Source organism: Pseudoxanthomonas sangjuensis (genome assembly GCF_010211755.1).
GTDB lineage: Bacteria > Pseudomonadota > Gammaproteobacteria > Xanthomonadales > Xanthomonadaceae > Pseudoxanthomonas_A > Pseudoxanthomonas_A sangjuensis.
Window position 1 is genome coordinate 41,982 of record NZ_PDWR01000019.1, and the last position, 13,794, is coordinate 55,775.

The 13,794-nt window shown below is 70.5% G+C and carries 12 protein-coding genes; all 12 read right to left on the bottom strand.

Annotated features, from left to right (window positions below):
• Nucleotides 1–9: 9 nt before the first annotated feature.
• Nucleotides 10–1,434 carry an eCIS core domain-containing protein gene (locus tag CSC71_RS10875; RefSeq protein WP_162374398.1) on the bottom strand — a complete coding sequence of 475 codons (1,425 nt, stop codon included), beginning with the start codon at nt 1,432–1,434 and terminating at the stop codon, nt 10–12.
• Complete coding sequence (locus tag CSC71_RS10880) at nt 1,377–2,942, bottom strand: eCIS core domain-containing protein (protein ID WP_211367989.1); 1,566 nt, start codon at nt 2,940–2,942, stop codon at nt 1,377–1,379. Before CSC71_RS10880 ends, CSC71_RS10875 begins: the two co-directional genes overlap by 58 nt.
• Nucleotides 2,939–5,071, bottom strand: coding sequence for an eCIS core domain-containing protein (locus tag CSC71_RS10885; RefSeq protein WP_162374400.1), 2,133 nt, complete (start codon nt 5,069–5,071; stop codon nt 2,939–2,941). Before CSC71_RS10885 ends, CSC71_RS10880 begins: the two co-directional genes overlap by 4 nt.
• The gene (locus tag CSC71_RS10890) at nt 5,068–5,310 is read right to left on the bottom strand and encodes a hypothetical protein (protein ID WP_162374401.1); all 243 of its coding nucleotides are present in this window, start codon (nt 5,308–5,310) and stop codon (nt 5,068–5,070) included. Before CSC71_RS10890 ends, CSC71_RS10885 begins: the two co-directional genes overlap by 4 nt.
• Nucleotides 5,307–7,250, bottom strand: a complete 1,944-nt coding sequence (locus tag CSC71_RS10895; protein WP_162374402.1) for an AAA family ATPase — start codon at nt 7,248–7,250, stop codon at nt 5,307–5,309. The genes CSC71_RS10890 and CSC71_RS10895 overlap by 4 nt, the downstream gene beginning before the upstream one ends.
• Nucleotides 7,247–8,599, bottom strand: a complete 1,353-nt coding sequence (locus CSC71_RS10900; RefSeq protein WP_162374403.1) for a Pvc16 family protein — start codon at nt 8,597–8,599, stop codon at nt 7,247–7,249. The genes CSC71_RS10895 and CSC71_RS10900 overlap by 4 nt, the downstream gene beginning before the upstream one ends.
• Nucleotides 8,596–9,276: a hypothetical protein gene (locus CSC71_RS10905; protein ID WP_162374404.1), complete on the bottom strand. Its 681-nt coding sequence runs from the start codon at nt 9,274–9,276 to the stop codon at nt 8,596–8,598. Before CSC71_RS10905 ends, CSC71_RS10900 begins: the two co-directional genes overlap by 4 nt.
• A 7-nt stretch (nt 9,277–9,283) precedes the next feature.
• Nucleotides 9,284–9,979 (bottom strand): hypothetical protein, encoded by a 696-nt coding sequence (locus CSC71_RS10910; RefSeq protein WP_162374405.1) that lies wholly within the window; start codon nt 9,977–9,979, stop codon nt 9,284–9,286.
• Nucleotides 9,979–10,503: a phage tail protein gene (locus tag CSC71_RS10915; RefSeq protein WP_162374406.1), complete on the bottom strand. Its 525-nt coding sequence runs from the start codon at nt 10,501–10,503 to the stop codon at nt 9,979–9,981. Before CSC71_RS10915 ends, CSC71_RS10910 begins: the two co-directional genes overlap by 1 nt.
• 13 nt (nt 10,504–10,516) lie before the next feature.
• Nucleotides 10,517–12,025: a phage tail sheath subtilisin-like domain-containing protein gene (locus CSC71_RS10920; protein WP_162374407.1), complete on the bottom strand. Its 1,509-nt coding sequence runs from the start codon at nt 12,023–12,025 to the stop codon at nt 10,517–10,519.
• 5 nt (nt 12,026–12,030) lie between these two features.
• Nucleotides 12,031–12,351 carry a hypothetical protein gene (locus CSC71_RS10925; RefSeq protein WP_162374408.1) on the bottom strand — a complete coding sequence of 107 codons (321 nt, stop codon included), beginning with the start codon at nt 12,349–12,351 and terminating at the stop codon, nt 12,031–12,033.
• A 314-nt stretch (nt 12,352–12,665) separates the two neighbouring features.
• Nucleotides 12,666–13,691: a sigma-54 interaction domain-containing protein gene (locus tag CSC71_RS10930; protein ID WP_246192162.1), complete on the bottom strand. Its 1,026-nt coding sequence runs from the start codon at nt 13,689–13,691 to the stop codon at nt 12,666–12,668.
• Between the last annotated feature and the right edge of the window lie 103 nt (nt 13,692–13,794).

Sequence of the window (13,794 nt, forward strand, 5' to 3'; positions counted from 1 at the left end):
GGTCGCGGCTCAGGGATACAGGCTCTGGAAATAGGCGAAGGTGGCCGGCCGCAACTGGCGCAGCGTTTCCCGCGCCCCGACGTACATCGCGAACGATTCGGCGTACATCTCCTGGTAGTCGGTATCCGAATAGGTCGTGACGCCGCCGCTGAGCGTGGCGGTGGTGCCCTCTGGCGTGGTGCGGGAACCGCTGGTGTCGCGGCGCACGCCGTCGCGGCGCACCGCGGCGCGGAAGGCGGGCGATGCATCGCCGGCGTTCTCCTGGATTTCGTCGTTGCCGCTGCCGTCGGCGGCGGCGCCCCAACGGCTGCCGGATGGGGAACGCACGGCCAGCAGCGTGCGTCGTGCGGCCGGGGTCTGGCCGGCGCTGTTGTAGGCCTGCCAGGCGCGTTCGAGCACGCGCAGGTCGATCGCGTGGCCGACTTCGTGCAGCACGTTGCGCACCGCCAGCGGGCGCTGCCCGACGCGCAGGTCGCTGGATGCGGGGAAGGCGAGGTTGTTGAGTTCCACCGTGTCGGTGGCGCTGTCGTAGTGCCCGCCTTCCGCGCCGGTGCCCGTGCCGATGCGACGGAATGTGAGGCCGGCCGCGGCGGTCAGCGATGCCGCCGGCAGCAGATCCAGCGCCTGGTGCAGCGTGGTGTAGTCGGCGTCGGTCCAATTGCCGCTGACGGTGAAGCTGCTTGAGCCGACCGTGAAGGTCCCGCTGGTCGGCACGGTCTGCGCCGCAGGCGCGGCCAGCGTGGCGCCGACCTGTTCGATCAGCATGATCGTCGCCGAACTCGCGGTACTCCCGCTGCCGGTGGTGTGGGTGAAATGGGTGAACCGATAGGTGGTGCGCGCACCGCCGTGCGCGCTCAGGTCCAGGTCGACCTCGATGCTGCTGTTCAACGGCAGCGCGTTGGTGTCGCCGGCGATCCAGGCGGCGATGCTGCCCAGCCCGGTGTGCAGCGCGGCCGGGATCGCAGGATCGAAGCTGTTGGTCGCGCCGACCGAGCGCGATTCGCTGGGCCGGCCGCTCGGCATGATCGTGAAGAACGCGGTGATCCGCGCCGTCGGTACCGTCACCGCGGTCGTGCCGACGTGGATGGCGCGGCGTTCGGCTGCCGGGATCGCCGACAACGAGGTCGGCTGGCGCTGGATCAATCGCCGCAGCGGATGCGGCGCGCCGGACAGCGCCGATTGCTGCACCACGTGCGCCAGCTCGTGGGTCAGCAGGCGGTGGCCGGCTTGCGTATGCGGCGCGTAGGCGCCGCGGTTGAACACGATGTCGTGGCCCGTCGTATAGGCATGGGCCTGCAATGCTTCGGCGGAAGCGGCTGCGGAATCATCGGCATGCACGCGCACCTGCGAGAAATCGCGGCGGAAACGCGCTTCCATCAACTCGCGACTGGAACGCTCCAGCGGCTGCCCGCTGCCGGCCAGCGCCGCGTCCATGCTTGCGGCTGCATCGTCGTGAAGGGAAACGGCGGGGGAGGGCGGGGTATTTCCGTCCGGCCATGCCTGCACGCGCGGCGTGCGTCCGTCGGCCACCGCATCGGCAGCCCGCTCCGCTTCCCGCTCGCCGGCACCATCGGCTGCGCCGATTTGCAGCCGTGCGGGTTTCGCCGCGATGGTGCCGGGCACGGAGCGGTATGGCGACGCGCGCCCCGCGGCATCGGTCGTCGCGCGGCGCTCGATGCGGACCGACGCCCGGCTCCCGGCGCGCCCCCCGCATCCGCCGGCGTCGCTGACGGCTCGCGCCGCCGCCGCGACGAGCCGGGTGCGCCGACCCGCGCGCGCACCAGCTCGATGTACGGCTCGGCCAGGACCACGGTCTCGATGTCGCGCAGCCGTTGCTGGCCGCCTTCGGCATCGGCGGAATAGGCGTCCGCGTTCAGCCGGCGCAGCGCTTCGTTGTAGTCGGAGATGCATTCGGCCTGCTGCTCGGCGTTCCAGTCGGCCCAGTCGATGTGGTTGCGCACCGCGTCGCGCCAGTTGTAGGCCGCGTTGCGGTCGCCGCCGGTGACCGCGGCCTTGATCTGCGGAATCAGGCTGGACGGGATGTAGGCCAGGCCGCCGTTCTGGTATTGCCAGACGTGGCCCATCTCGTGCGCCAGGACCAGCGTGCCGGCGTCCGACAGGTCCAGGGTGTCGCCGACGAAATGTTCGTCCTGCAGGTTGATGGTGTTGCCGGTGGTCCGCGCCGCGCCGGCGGACAGCGCGCTGCCGCGGGTGATGGTGACCGCGTCGTAGTCGACCGAGTCGCGGAAGATCTCGCGCAGGTAGGTCTTCTCGGCGCTGCTCAGGCCGCGGCTGCGGCGCGAGGCGAGGTCGCCGACGATCGCACCGCCGACCAGGCCGGCGAGTCCGCCGACGATGCCGCCGACGACCATGCCGACCGGGCCGAGCAGCGAACCGATGGCGATGCCGATGCCGGCGCCCGCGCCGCCGCCGAGCAACCCGCCGACGATCGAACCGAACAACGAGCGCTGCAGGGTCGGTGGCCCATGCCGCGGCCGCGGCGCCTGCGTCGCCGCGCTTTCCGGCCGGCCGAATCCCGTCGCCGCGCGCTCGGCCTCGTGCTCGGCCGCGCTGTCGTGCGCATCGACGCGCAATGCGCCGCCCGCGGCAACCCGCCCGTCCTGCTGCAGCACGTGCGCGGCTTCGTGCGCGACCAGGCGGCGGCCTTCGATGCTGCCGGGCCGGTAGGCGCCGGGCGCGAACACGATGTCGCGGCCGACGGTGTAGGCCTCGGCGCCGAGCGCCAGCGCCGAGGCGCCCGCCTCGGCATCGGCGTGGATGCGCACGTCGCCGAAGTCGCGGCCGTAGTGCCGCGCGAGTTCGCCGTTCAGGGCGGGCGGCAGCGCGACGGCAGGGGCGTCCAGCGCCCTGCGCACGTCCGGTGCCCGCATGCGCTGCCGCGATGCGGATTGCGGCGGGGGCAGGTCGTTGTCCCGGTTCATCGCCTGCATTCCTCGAGCGGTACGCGTTGCTCGACGGGTATTTCGCCGAGCCGAGCGTCGGCGTACGCCTTGTCCTCGTCGGCGCAGGCCTGCGGGTCGTCGCTGTCCTTCACCGGCGTCTTTATCTCCGGCTGGTACAGCTCCACCTCGACCCGGCGCAGCGGCGGGAATATCTTTTCCCAGCGTGCGCGGCGCGACAGCGCGCCTTTTTCGTCCTTGCCGTCGATGAAGGCCTGGATGTCGGCCAGCACCTGCCTGCGTTGCCCGGGATCCTTGCGCGCCGCTTCGGAGATGCCGAGCACGTCGAGTTTTTCCTCGTCGCTCCTGCCTTCCAGGCGGGCCTTCAGTTCCGCGACCAGCTCCGTGTTCCTGGCTTCATCGCCCGGTCGCTTCGAGGATTCGCCCAGCAATTCGCCGCGTCCGATGGCCGGCGGCAGCGGCGTTTTCGCGCCCGTGCCGATGGCTTTCGAGATCGCGGCATGGGCGTGCCTGGCGCGCCTTTCGCTCAGGTCCCTGTTGTACTCGGTGGTCTTTTCCGGATTGGGCCCTTCCGGCGAGGCGAAGCCGTCGATGCGCCGCACGGTGTAGTCGCCCCGGAGGACCATGCTGCCGATGCCTTCGATCTGGCCCTCGAAGTCGTCCTGCTTGGCCGGAACCGCCCGGTCGTACTTGTAGAGCAGCTTGACGATCGACGTGCGCGCCTCGCGCTCCAGCTTGTCGTGCGCCTTGACCGTGCGCCGGCACGTGTATTCGGGCTTCGGTGGCGGGCAGACGCATTCGAAGCAATCCACCTTCTTCGGCTTGTCGGGTTTCCCGGTGACGCGCGGACCGCAGGTGAAAACGGGCGGTTCGTTGCCGATGCGGGTGAAGCCGCAACCGAGGTCCAGCGTGCCCGGCCCGACGTTGATCGGGCCGGTGCCGATCCGGCCTTCGAGCACGTTCTGCGACGTGCCGGGGGCGCCGCCCGGCGTGGTGTCGGTATGGGTGAACTTGACCTCGATGGCGACCGGCCCGAGGTTGAGCTGGCCGCGCACGAAGGTTTCGACTTCCTTGCGCACCTGGTCCTGCGTGATGCCGGCGCCGCCTTCGACCAGCACCTGCACCTTGTCGCTGGCGGTGTTCACCAGCACCCGCAGCCTGACCTGCGCGGATTGCTGCTGCACGCCGGCGCTGGATTCCGACGTCGCCTTGACTTCCAGGGTCCTGCTGACGGTGAAGGTGATGTGGCCGTTGGCAGACAGCGAGGCGCTGTTCACGGCGTCGCGCAGGGCGTCGTTGCCGGCAGCCGGATCGCGACGGACCCGGCCGATGAGGTCGCGCGCGGCGCGCTCGACATCGGAGTAGTCGAGGGACGCCCCGGTTTCCAGCTGCACCTTGCCGTTGCAGATGCTGTAGTTCAGGCCAACGGCCTGCGCGTCCTCGTCCCAGAAGAAGATCTTCTTGCGCGGGGTCGCTGTCGTCACCGCCTGCTCCCGGCATCTCTGCGCGACCAGGTTGCGGGTGATGCTGATGGTGGTGAACTCGTCGATCTTGCGTTCGACGGTTCCGTTGAGCGGGGCGCGTTGCAGTTTCGCCTGCACGCCGGCCATGCCGCCGGTGCGGATGCGGGCATGCAGGCCGGCGACGACGGCATCGGCGCTGGCGTCGGCTTCGCGTTCCATCGGCGTATCCGGCGCATCGACTTCGATGCCGTCGGCCGCGGCGGCCGGCGCGCTGCCGCGCTGCTGCACGGTATGGGTCAGTTCGTGCGCGAGCAGGTGCAGGCCCCGCTCGCTGTCCGGTCGGAAGCGGCCGGCGCCGAAGTGGATGTGCTGGCCCCAGGTAAAGGCATTGGCGCGCAGGCCGTCCGCGGCCTGGTGGCTGGCCGCGTCGTCGTGCACGCGCACGTCGGCGAAGCCGGTGCCGAACAGCGGTTCCAGGCGTTGCCGCAGCGGCCGCGCCAGCGGCGTGCCGCCGCGGTCGAGGCCGGCGGGCATCGGCAACGCCGCCACTGCAGCGCCGTCGGCGTCGCGCTGCAGTTTCTTCTTGCGGCATTTGTCGCAGCTGCCGCCGCACTGGCAGGCACGCTGGATGCGCCGCTGCGGTATCGGCGTGGCCTGCCGCGCGACCGGTGCGGCGAGCAGGCTCATGTTGCCGTCCCCGGCAGCGCGTCCCGCACCCGCGTCTCGATCGCGCCGGCGGTGGCGTCGAGCCAGCCGGATACATCGCGGCCGGCGAAACCGGATTCCGCGAAGCGCATGGCCAGCGCCTCCTGCAGGCGCGCCTGCAGGTCGCCCGGCGCGATGCCGTTCGGCAGCACGTCCGCATCGACCAGCAGCCGGCCGATGCGCAGGTGGACCGCGGAAGCGGCGGAACGTTCCCGGTTCATCCGCGGCCTCCGGTCTGCGTGCCCGGGCTGCGTTCCAGCTTGGCCAGTTCGGCGTGCGCGGCCGCGGTCAGGTGGCGTTGCGAGATCGCGGCGTCTTCGTGCGCGGCCATGAACGCCGCATTGAGCGCGATGCCGCGGATGTGCCCGCCGGCGAGCTGCAGCCGCGCCAGCGGCTCCCAGCGGATCTCCGGGTCCAGCGGCGCCTGCGCCGGGAACTGGCGCCGCCACAGTTCGACGCGCGCGGCTTCGTCCGGGAACGGGAACTGCACGACGAAGCGGATTCGCCGCAGGAAGGCCTTGTCCAGCGCGTTCTTCATGTTGGTGGTCAGGATCGCGAGGCCGCGGTAGGCCTCGATCCGTTGCAGCAGGTAGGCGGTTTCGATGTTGGCGTAGCGGTCGTGGCTGTCCTTGACCTCGCTGCGCTTGCCGAACAGCGCATCGGCTTCGTCGAACAGCAGCACCGCGCCGCTGGCTTCCGCGGCATCGAAGATGCGCTTGAGGTTCTTCTCGGTTTCGCCGATGTACTTGCTGACCGTGCTGGCCAGGTCGACCCGGTACAGGTCGAGCCCGGCGGCATTCGCGATCGCCTCGGCGGCCATGGTCTTGCCGGTGCCGCTTTCGCCGGCGAACAGCGCGGCCAGTCCCAGCCCGCGCGACGAACGCGCGGCGAAACCCCAGTCGCGGTACACGCGGCGCCGGTGCCGCAGTTGCCGGCCGATGTCGCGCAGCATGGCAAGCTGCGCGTCGGGCAGCACCAGGTCGTCGAGCGTCGTGCCCGAATCGATGCGCTGGGCGAGCGCGTCGAGGCCGTCGCGGCTGTGTTCGCGCAACGCCCGCCAGGCCTGTTCCGCCGCGCACCGCGGGTCCGGTCCCGCGCCGGCAACCAGGGTGGCGACTTCGTCGAGCGCGCGCGGGTCGGACAGCGCGAACTGCTCGCAGGCTTCGGCGAACGCCGCGTGCAGGTCGACTTCGTCCGGCGTCGCGCCGAGGCGGCGGGACCGCTGCACCAGTTCGGCCGCTTGTTCCGCTGGCGTCCATGCCGGCAACGCGATGCGCCGCAGGCGCAGGTCCGGGGCGCTGGCCGGCTCGCCGCCGACCACGACCAGCGCGCTGCGCAGTCGCGCCTGCACCTGCGCCGGCAGCGCGGCGGGAATGCCGTCGCGCGCGTCGAGCACGACCAGCGCCTGCGACAGCGCCGCTTCGCGGTCGACCAGGCGCAGGGTTCGGGCGAGGGCGAGCGGGTCGTCCGGCAGGTCGCGCAGCCACAACGCCGCATGCCCGGTCGCGGCGAGCAGCGGCAGGATCTGTTCGCGCGTCGGTGCGGCGCCGGGCCGGTGCAACTGCACGCAGTTCGTGCCGCTGGCCAGCGCGGCGACGGCTTGTGCCACCCAGTCGGGTGGCGCGACGGCGGGCGGCGCCGACACGATCTCGAGCATGCCGTCGAGCCGCTCGTCGATCGCGGCGACGCCGGTCAGGTAGTGCAGCACGCGTTCGTCGATGCGCATCGCGGCGCGGCTTGGGTTGCCGCCGTCCAGCGACAGCAGCCGCCAGTAGCGCAACGGCGCCTGCGGCGACATCGCATCCCAGTGCGGTTCGCCGGGCAACGACATCGCCAGCGAGAACGTCGGCGCACCGTCGGCGTGCCCGCCGACGGCGGCCACCACCCGCGCCAGGTCGGCGTCGAGCGCGGCGCCGGCGCAGAGAAGCAACACGTCGCGTTCGAAGCGGCTCAGGCCGAACAATTCGGCGCAGCGCTCCAGCGCCGGGCCGAAATCGACTTCGGCGTCGGCATCGGCTTCGACAAGGTCGGTCGCTGCCGCATCGCCGGCCTGGAGGCGCTCGATCCGTTCGCGCAATCGCGCGATGCGCGCGACCAGCCAGCGCTGGTTGCGTTCTGCCCAGCTCGGCGCTTCGGTGGCGATGCGCGTGTGCACGTTCATGCCGGCACCGTCAGCCTTTGCGCCGGGTCGAACACCGGTGCCTGTCCTTCCGCGATGACGATCAGTTCGCTGTCGATGCCGTCCACCCGCAGTCGCACCGGGTAGGTTCCGGCGGCGAGTTCGTCCGGGAAATCGAACACCAGCGGGTCCGCGTCCGCGGAGCGCGGGTTGGCGTTGCCCTGCGCCGAACCGAGCATCAGCACGGCGCGCTGTTCGCGCCGGACCTGCGGCCGCGAGGCGAGCGTCTCCCGCACCCGCGGCGGCATTGCGCCGCGCACGACGCTAGCCGCCGGCAGGTTCAGCGGCGCACCGCTGGCCGTTATGACCGGCGCGGCGCTGATCTGCAGCGGTATGGCGTTGCTTTCGCGCTCCTCGTCCTCGCCGTCGGGCGTCAGCAGCAGGCTCATCGCCCAAGTGCCGGCCGGCCAGTCGGATTGCGCGGCGGGGTCGTTCGGCAGCGCCAGTTCGAAGCGCTTCCCGGCCGCATCGACGGTCACGGCGATTTCCAGCGGCGTTTCGCGCAGCCGGTGCGCCAGGCGCACGCGCGTGCCGGTACCGGACAGGCGCACGCCGGTGACGGTCACGGTCTCGCCCAGCCGCGCGGTCTTCTGCTTGTTCGGCGGCTCGACGCCGAGCAGGGTCGGCGTCGCCGGCAGCAGGTCGGGGTTGACCCGCACGCCTTCGTCGCGCTGCGTGTCCTCGTCGACGCGGCCGCGCGACAGCACCGGCAACGGGCTGCGCGCCGGACGCGTGCCTTCGATCAGCACCACCGATACCTGGTACGCCGCGGTCGGCCGGTAGTGGCTCTGGATCGCCGACCACAGCTTGCTCATCTCGTCGGTGCCCAGCGCGGCCGGGGTGATCTTGATCGCCTCCACCTGGTCGGCCAGGTCCGATTGCGACAGCGCCTGGAACGCGGGCGGCAGCATGCCGACGTTGAGCGGGTTGGAATTGAGCGCGGTGCGGATCGAGGCGCGGTCCAGCCACGGCCGTTCGTGCAGCACGTGCATCGCGTAGCCGAGCAGGATCTCGGCCTGGAAATCCTCGCGGCCGTAGGCGGTCACCAGGTAATGCAGGTCCAGCGCCAGCGGCGCGTTGGTGGCGCGTTCGCCGGATGGCGTGCGCGAGGGCAGCGCGGCGTTGCGCCAGCCGCTGTTCGGCGTGACCTGGTGCAGGAACAGGTTGAGCCGCGGCGATGCGTTGCCGTCGTCGAGGTCGATGGTATCGGGCGCGACCGCGCTGACGCTGACCGTGGTGCCCAGCGCCGGGACGGCGCTGGTGATCATCGCGTCGTCGAGCAGGTTGCGCAGCACCGCGCTGACCGCGCCGATGGCCAGCGGCGAGCTCATGGCGTCGCCTTCCCCCGCAGGTAGTCGTGCAGGCTCTGCGGTTCGCGCATCGCCCGCGGCCTCGATGCCGCGGGGGATGGCGCGGCGGAACGCGCGCGCACGTCGATGCGGTCGATGCTGACGTGGATCGCCGGTGGCGGGGCGGGGGAGGCGTGTTCCTGCACGAAGCGGGCGACCGTGGCCGGCGAGATCGGTGCGGCGACGGCGGCAATTCCTGCCGGATCCGCGGAAGGCCGTGCGATGGCCGGAGGGTCGGCCTGCAGTGGTTGTCGAACATCGTCGATGGCGGCGAACGGCGGTTCGGCGACACGGACCGGTGCCGTCGCGATGCGGGGCGATTGCAGACGTGCCGCGGCCGGCTCGGCGGTCGATGCCTGTGCCGTCGCGTTCGTCTCGCCACGGAGCCGATGCGCAGGCGCGACTTGCCGAGGTTGCGATGGAAGCGCGGCGAGCGGCGGCTCGCCCGCAACCGGCGATTGCCGGTGGGCGGTTGGCGGAAGCGCGGGGACGCCCGGGCGATCTGCGGCTTCGTCGTGCGCATGCATCGTCGCGCCGTCCTGTGGCTCGATGCCGTCCATGGCGGCTGCCGGGCCCGGCCAGGCCATGGGCCGCAGCGGCGATGCCGGCTGCAGGGCATCGGCCTGGCGGGGGGCGGGCTGGCGCAGGAAGTCGGGCATGGCGTCCTCAGGCGGCCAGCAGTTGCAGGTAGGCGGCGCGGCGCATCGGGCCGAGTTCGAGGATGTCGCGCTCGCTCCAGCCGAAACCGCGCGCCAGCGCGGCGATGTCGGACAACAGGCGCTCGACGCGCAGGCGCAGTTCGCGCCACAGCAGTTCCAGCGGGTCCAGCGGTGCGTTCCAGGTGCCGCCGCAGTCGGGGCAGTGCAGCGAGAACGAGAGCAGCGCGCCGGGCAACAGCGCCTCCATGCGCCGGCTGATCGCATCGCGCGTTTCGGCATCCGCCGGCATGCCGCCGTCCACGCAGCGGGCCAACAGCGCCTCGGCGAAGGCGTCCGGATCGTCGAACGCATCCAGTGCATGCAGGTCGGCCGGCACCGGCAGGCGGAAGCGCGGCGTGGCGCCGTTCCCTGCTTCCAGTTCGTGCCAGCGGGTTTCCCCGGCGTCGTTCCCGGCTGCGTCCTGCGCGAGCGCGCCGGCGTACTGCCCGGCGTCGATCATGAACTCCACCGTCGCGCCGCAATGCGCGCAGTGCCCGACCAGCTCCGCCGCCGGCCCGAACAACTGCGCGTAGCGGCGCAGTGCCAGCAGGTTGCGTTCCGGCAGCGAGCGCGGCGTGGCGTCGAGCAGCGCCTGTTCGCGTTGCGCGCCGCGACGGCCGAGCGCGCCTTCCCACATGGCCAGCAGCAGCGCTTCGCCCCGCATCAGGCCGGCTCGGTGAAGACCGGCTCGGCCGGTTCGGTGACTTCGTAGTCGCGTTCCCAGCCCTCGTTCTCGAGCTTCAGCGTCTGGATCGCGACCGCGTTGGCGTTGGCGTCGAGGTCGGGCAGGGCCTGGTATTCCGAGACCCAGCAGCGGTAGATCCTGTAGGCCAGCACCAGCTGGCCGGCCTCGTTGTAGACCTCCAGGATGATGTCCTTGCGGAAATCCTTCAGCGAAACCTCGGCGCCGAGGCCGGAACCGTAGTTCCACACCTTGTTCGCCCACTTCTCGAACTCGGTGTCGTGGGTCACGCCGCGTTCCAGCGTGACCGGCTCGTACTTGCTGCGCCCGGGCGACTTGCGCGAGGTGCTCGGGTCGCCGCCTTCGCGGTGCTCGACCACTTCGGTGCTGCGCTTGAGCGCCGAGCACTTGCTGATGCCGGCCACGTAGCGGCCGTCCCATTTCAGCCGGAACTTGAAGTTCTTGTACGGATCGAAGCGCGTCGGATTGACGGAAAACTGGGCCATGGTCGTTCGCTCCTCAGGCGGCGATGTTGCCGGCGATCTGCTGCAGCTTGATCACCACGAATTCGGCGGGCTTCAGCGGGGCGAAGCCGACGTGGATGTTGACGATGCCGAGGTTGATGTCGTTCTGCGTGGTGGTCTCGCGGTCGCACTTGACGAAGTACGCTTCGCGCGGCGTGCTGCCCTGGAACGCGCCCTGGCGGAACAGGTTCTGCATGAAGGCGCCGATGTTCAGGCGGATCTGCGCCCACAGCGGCTCGTCGTTGGGCTCGAACACCACCCACTGCGTGCCGCGGTACAGGCTTTCCTCGAGGAACAGCGCCATGCGCCGCACCGGCACGTATTTCCATTCCGAAGCGCGGTCGTTGTGGCCGTGCAGGGTGCGCGCACCCCACACCACCGAGCCGTATACCGGCGGCGAACGCAGGCAGTTGATCCCGAGCGGGTTCAGTTGCCCGTTCTCGGCGTTGCTGAGCGCCAGCTCCAGTTCCGATGCGCCATTGATCCCGGCATCGATCCCGGCAGGCGCCTTCCACACGCCGCGGCCTGCGTCGGTGCGCGCATATACGCCCGCGACGAAGCCGCAGGGCGGGAACGGGCGCCTCGCGCCCTGCTTGAGCGGATCCGGCGAGCGGATCCACGGGTAATAAAGCGCTGCGTAGTTGCCGTCCGTGCCGGCCAGGTCGGATTGCACGTCGGGCATGTCGGCGACAGGCGTGCCTTCCGGCGCATCGACGATCAGGAAGGCGCGACGTTCGCGGCAGCGCGTCTGCAGCGTCGTCACCGTGTCCGGATCGGTCAGGCCCGGCACGCACACCAGGTTGAACAGGTCGATGCGGTCGGTTGGCGTACCCAGCCCGAAACTCGCCAGCAGCGCGGTGTGGAAATCGCCGTCGGTAGCGCTCCAGACCACTCCGTCGCTGCCGCTGTCGGTTCCGTCGAGGTCGGTGGTGCCGTCCGAAGGCGTCGTCGTGCCCGTGGCGTCGACGGTGATCGCCAGCGAACGGCCATTGATCACGTCCTCGACGAAGCGCGGATCGGTCGGGTCCATCGACAGGTTCTCGAAGGTTTCGACGACGGCGTTGTCGTCGACGGGATCGTCGAGCACCTCCAGCTTGAAACGCGTGGTGTCGTCCGTGCGTTGGGTGATGCGCACGCGATAGTCGTTGGCCCATGCGCCCGGGGAACTGGCGGCGAAGGACAGGTCGCCGCTGCTGGCGCCGGCGCTCGCGGCGTTGTCTTCGTCGTCTTCCGCTTCCGTGCTGGCCAGGCGCAACACGTAGGCGTCGCCGCCGCCGTTGTCGAAGAAGTGCTTGACCGAGTAGCCGAGCAGCGTGCGCAGGTCGAGTCCGCCGAAATGGCGCTCGTATTCCGCGAAGCTGGTGATGCGCACCGCCTTGTCGAGCGGACCGCGGGCGGCCCAGCCGATGAACAGCGCTATCGACGTCGCCACGCCGGTGATCGTGCGCACGCCGCTGGGGACTTCCTCGATGTAGACGCCGGGGTAGGTGAGAGTCGCTGGCATTGAAGCTACTCCTTCGGTTCGGGGGATGTCGTCGGGGCCGGGACGACGGAGTGGATATGGCCATTGCGTTCGCGCGCGTCGTGGTTCGCAACCGCGCGCGCGTACAGTTCGGTGCCGTCCGGCAGGGCGGTGCAAAGCATTTCGTTGCGTTCGACCAGGTCCATCAGCGCCTCGTGCAAGCGTTCGCGGGTCACACCCTGCAGGTGCGGCGGCAACCACCACCAGCGGATGCCGTCCAGCCCGTCGGCGGCGTTCGGGTGCCGGGCGATGTAGCCGCGCAGCGCGTCGTGGAGTTCGCCTAGCGACCGCCCTGCGCTTGCCGACATGGCTGCACCTGGTGTGACCCGTTTGCATGCAGTGGAGCAGGGTCCATGCCAGATCTAAAACATCATCGGAATCAACTGGTTGAAGAATGTTCTTGAAACGGGTTGGGTCCGGAAGTGCGCAGCCGTCCGCGCTCCGGATGCAGGAAAATCCCCGGAAATGGCCGCGCAGGCGGGCGAGGGCGGGTGGGACGAATCCTCCCTACCACCGGGGCGGCAATCGCCCGGCCCGTGCCCGCGGGCAACCGCAATGCCCGTGCGCGCGGCATCGCGCCACGAACCAGGGCGGTCGCGGATGGCGGGGAAGCGCGATCGGTTCAGCTGCCGCGGTAGCGGTCGCAATCGACGCCGTGCTTCTTCAACAGGCGCCCGAGCGCGCGCCGGTCGGTCTGGGCCAGGCGTGCCGCCGCACTGACGTTGCCGCCGGTTTGCGCGAGCACGAGCGCGAGGTAGTTCTTTTCGAACGAGGCGATCGCCTCGGCCTTCGCGCTCTTGAAATCGCCGGGGCGGCCGTCGCCCGGAACCTCCGCGCCCAGTTCCGGATCATGCAGGATCTCGCCGTCGCACTGCAGGACCAGGCGGTGGATGGTGTTTTCCAGCTCGCGCACGTTGCCGGGCCAATGGTGTTGCTGCAGCCAGTCGCGCAGTCCGGCGCCGATGCCATGGCTGCACAGGCCGTAGCGTTTGGCGTAGATCGCGGCGAAATGCTGCGCCAGGTACAGGATGTCTTCGCCGCGCTCGCGCAATGGCGGCACGCGCAGGCGCAGGATGTTCAGGCGATACAGCAGGTCGCTGCGGAAACGGCCTTGTTCGACTTCGCGCTCGAGGCCCTTGTTGCTGGCGGCGATGATCCGCGCGTTGGAAACCAGCTCGCCGGACTGGCCCAATGGCCGGTACCGCCGGTCCTGCAGGAAGCGCAACAGCGCGACCTGGCCCTTGGCGGGCAGGGTGTCGATCTCGTCGAGGAACAGCGTGCCGCCTTCGGCATGCGTCACCAGGCCGGTGCGCGAACCGCGTGCGTCGGTGAAGGCGCCACGGACGTGGCCGAACAGTTCCGACTCGAGCAGGGCTTCCGGGATCGCGCCGCAATTCACCGGCACGAAGGGGCGGGCGCGGCGCTCGCTGAGGTAATGCACCGCACGGGCGGCCAGTTCCTTGCCGGAGCCGGTTTCGCCGTCGATCAGCGCCGGCGCATCGGACCGGGCGAGCATGCGGATCGCATCGGTCATCCGCCGGAACGCCGGCGATGCGCCGAGCATGCCGTGCAGCGGGCGGAAGTCGGGATCGGCTTCCTCGGTCCATGCCGTTGCGGCGTCGAGGGGCTGGGCCTGTTCCCGTGTCATCGTAATGCCTCCCGGTGCACGGGCCCTGGTCGCTGCCGTCGCCGGCAGAGCGATCCGTAACGGGCCCCATGCGCGCGATCGCGATGGTTAAGCTGCAACCCCC

Bases quoted from the DNA above. Each gene is read 5' to 3' on its own strand.
- CSC71_RS10930 (WP_246192162.1), bottom strand. From the start codon at position 13,691: ATGACACGGGAACAGGCCCAGCCCCTCGACGCCGCAACGGCATGGACC.
- CSC71_RS10875 (WP_162374398.1), bottom strand. From the start codon at position 1,434: ATGGACGCGGCGCTGGCCGGCAGCGGGCAGCCGCTGGAGCGTTCCAGT.
- CSC71_RS10885 (WP_162374400.1), bottom strand. From the start codon at position 5,071: ATGAGCCTGCTCGCCGCACCGGTCGCGCGGCAGGCCACGCCGATACCG.
- CSC71_RS10905 (WP_162374404.1), bottom strand. From the start codon at position 9,276: ATGCCCGACTTCCTGCGCCAGCCCGCCCCCCGCCAGGCCGATGCCCTG.
- CSC71_RS10920 (WP_162374407.1), bottom strand. From the start codon at position 12,025: ATGCCAGCGACTCTCACCTACCCCGGCGTCTACATCGAGGAAGTCCCC.
- CSC71_RS10900 (WP_162374403.1), bottom strand. From the start codon at position 8,599: ATGAGCTCGCCGCTGGCCATCGGCGCGGTCAGCGCGGTGCTGCGCAAC.
- CSC71_RS10880 (WP_211367989.1), bottom strand. From the start codon at position 2,942: ATGAACCGGGACAACGACCTGCCCCCGCCGCAATCCGCATCGCGGCAG.
- CSC71_RS10895 (WP_162374402.1), bottom strand. From the start codon at position 7,250: ATGAACGTGCACACGCGCATCGCCACCGAAGCGCCGAGCTGGGCAGAA.
- CSC71_RS10890 (WP_162374401.1), bottom strand. From the start codon at position 5,310: ATGAACCGGGAACGTTCCGCCGCTTCCGCGGTCCACCTGCGCATCGGC.
- CSC71_RS10915 (WP_162374406.1), bottom strand. From the start codon at position 10,503: ATGGCCCAGTTTTCCGTCAATCCGACGCGCTTCGATCCGTACAAGAAC.
- CSC71_RS10925 (WP_162374408.1), bottom strand. From the start codon at position 12,351: ATGTCGGCAAGCGCAGGGCGGTCGCTAGGCGAACTCCACGACGCGCTG.
- CSC71_RS10910 (WP_162374405.1), bottom strand. From the start codon at position 9,979: ATGCGGGGCGAAGCGCTGCTGCTGGCCATGTGGGAAGGCGCGCTCGGC.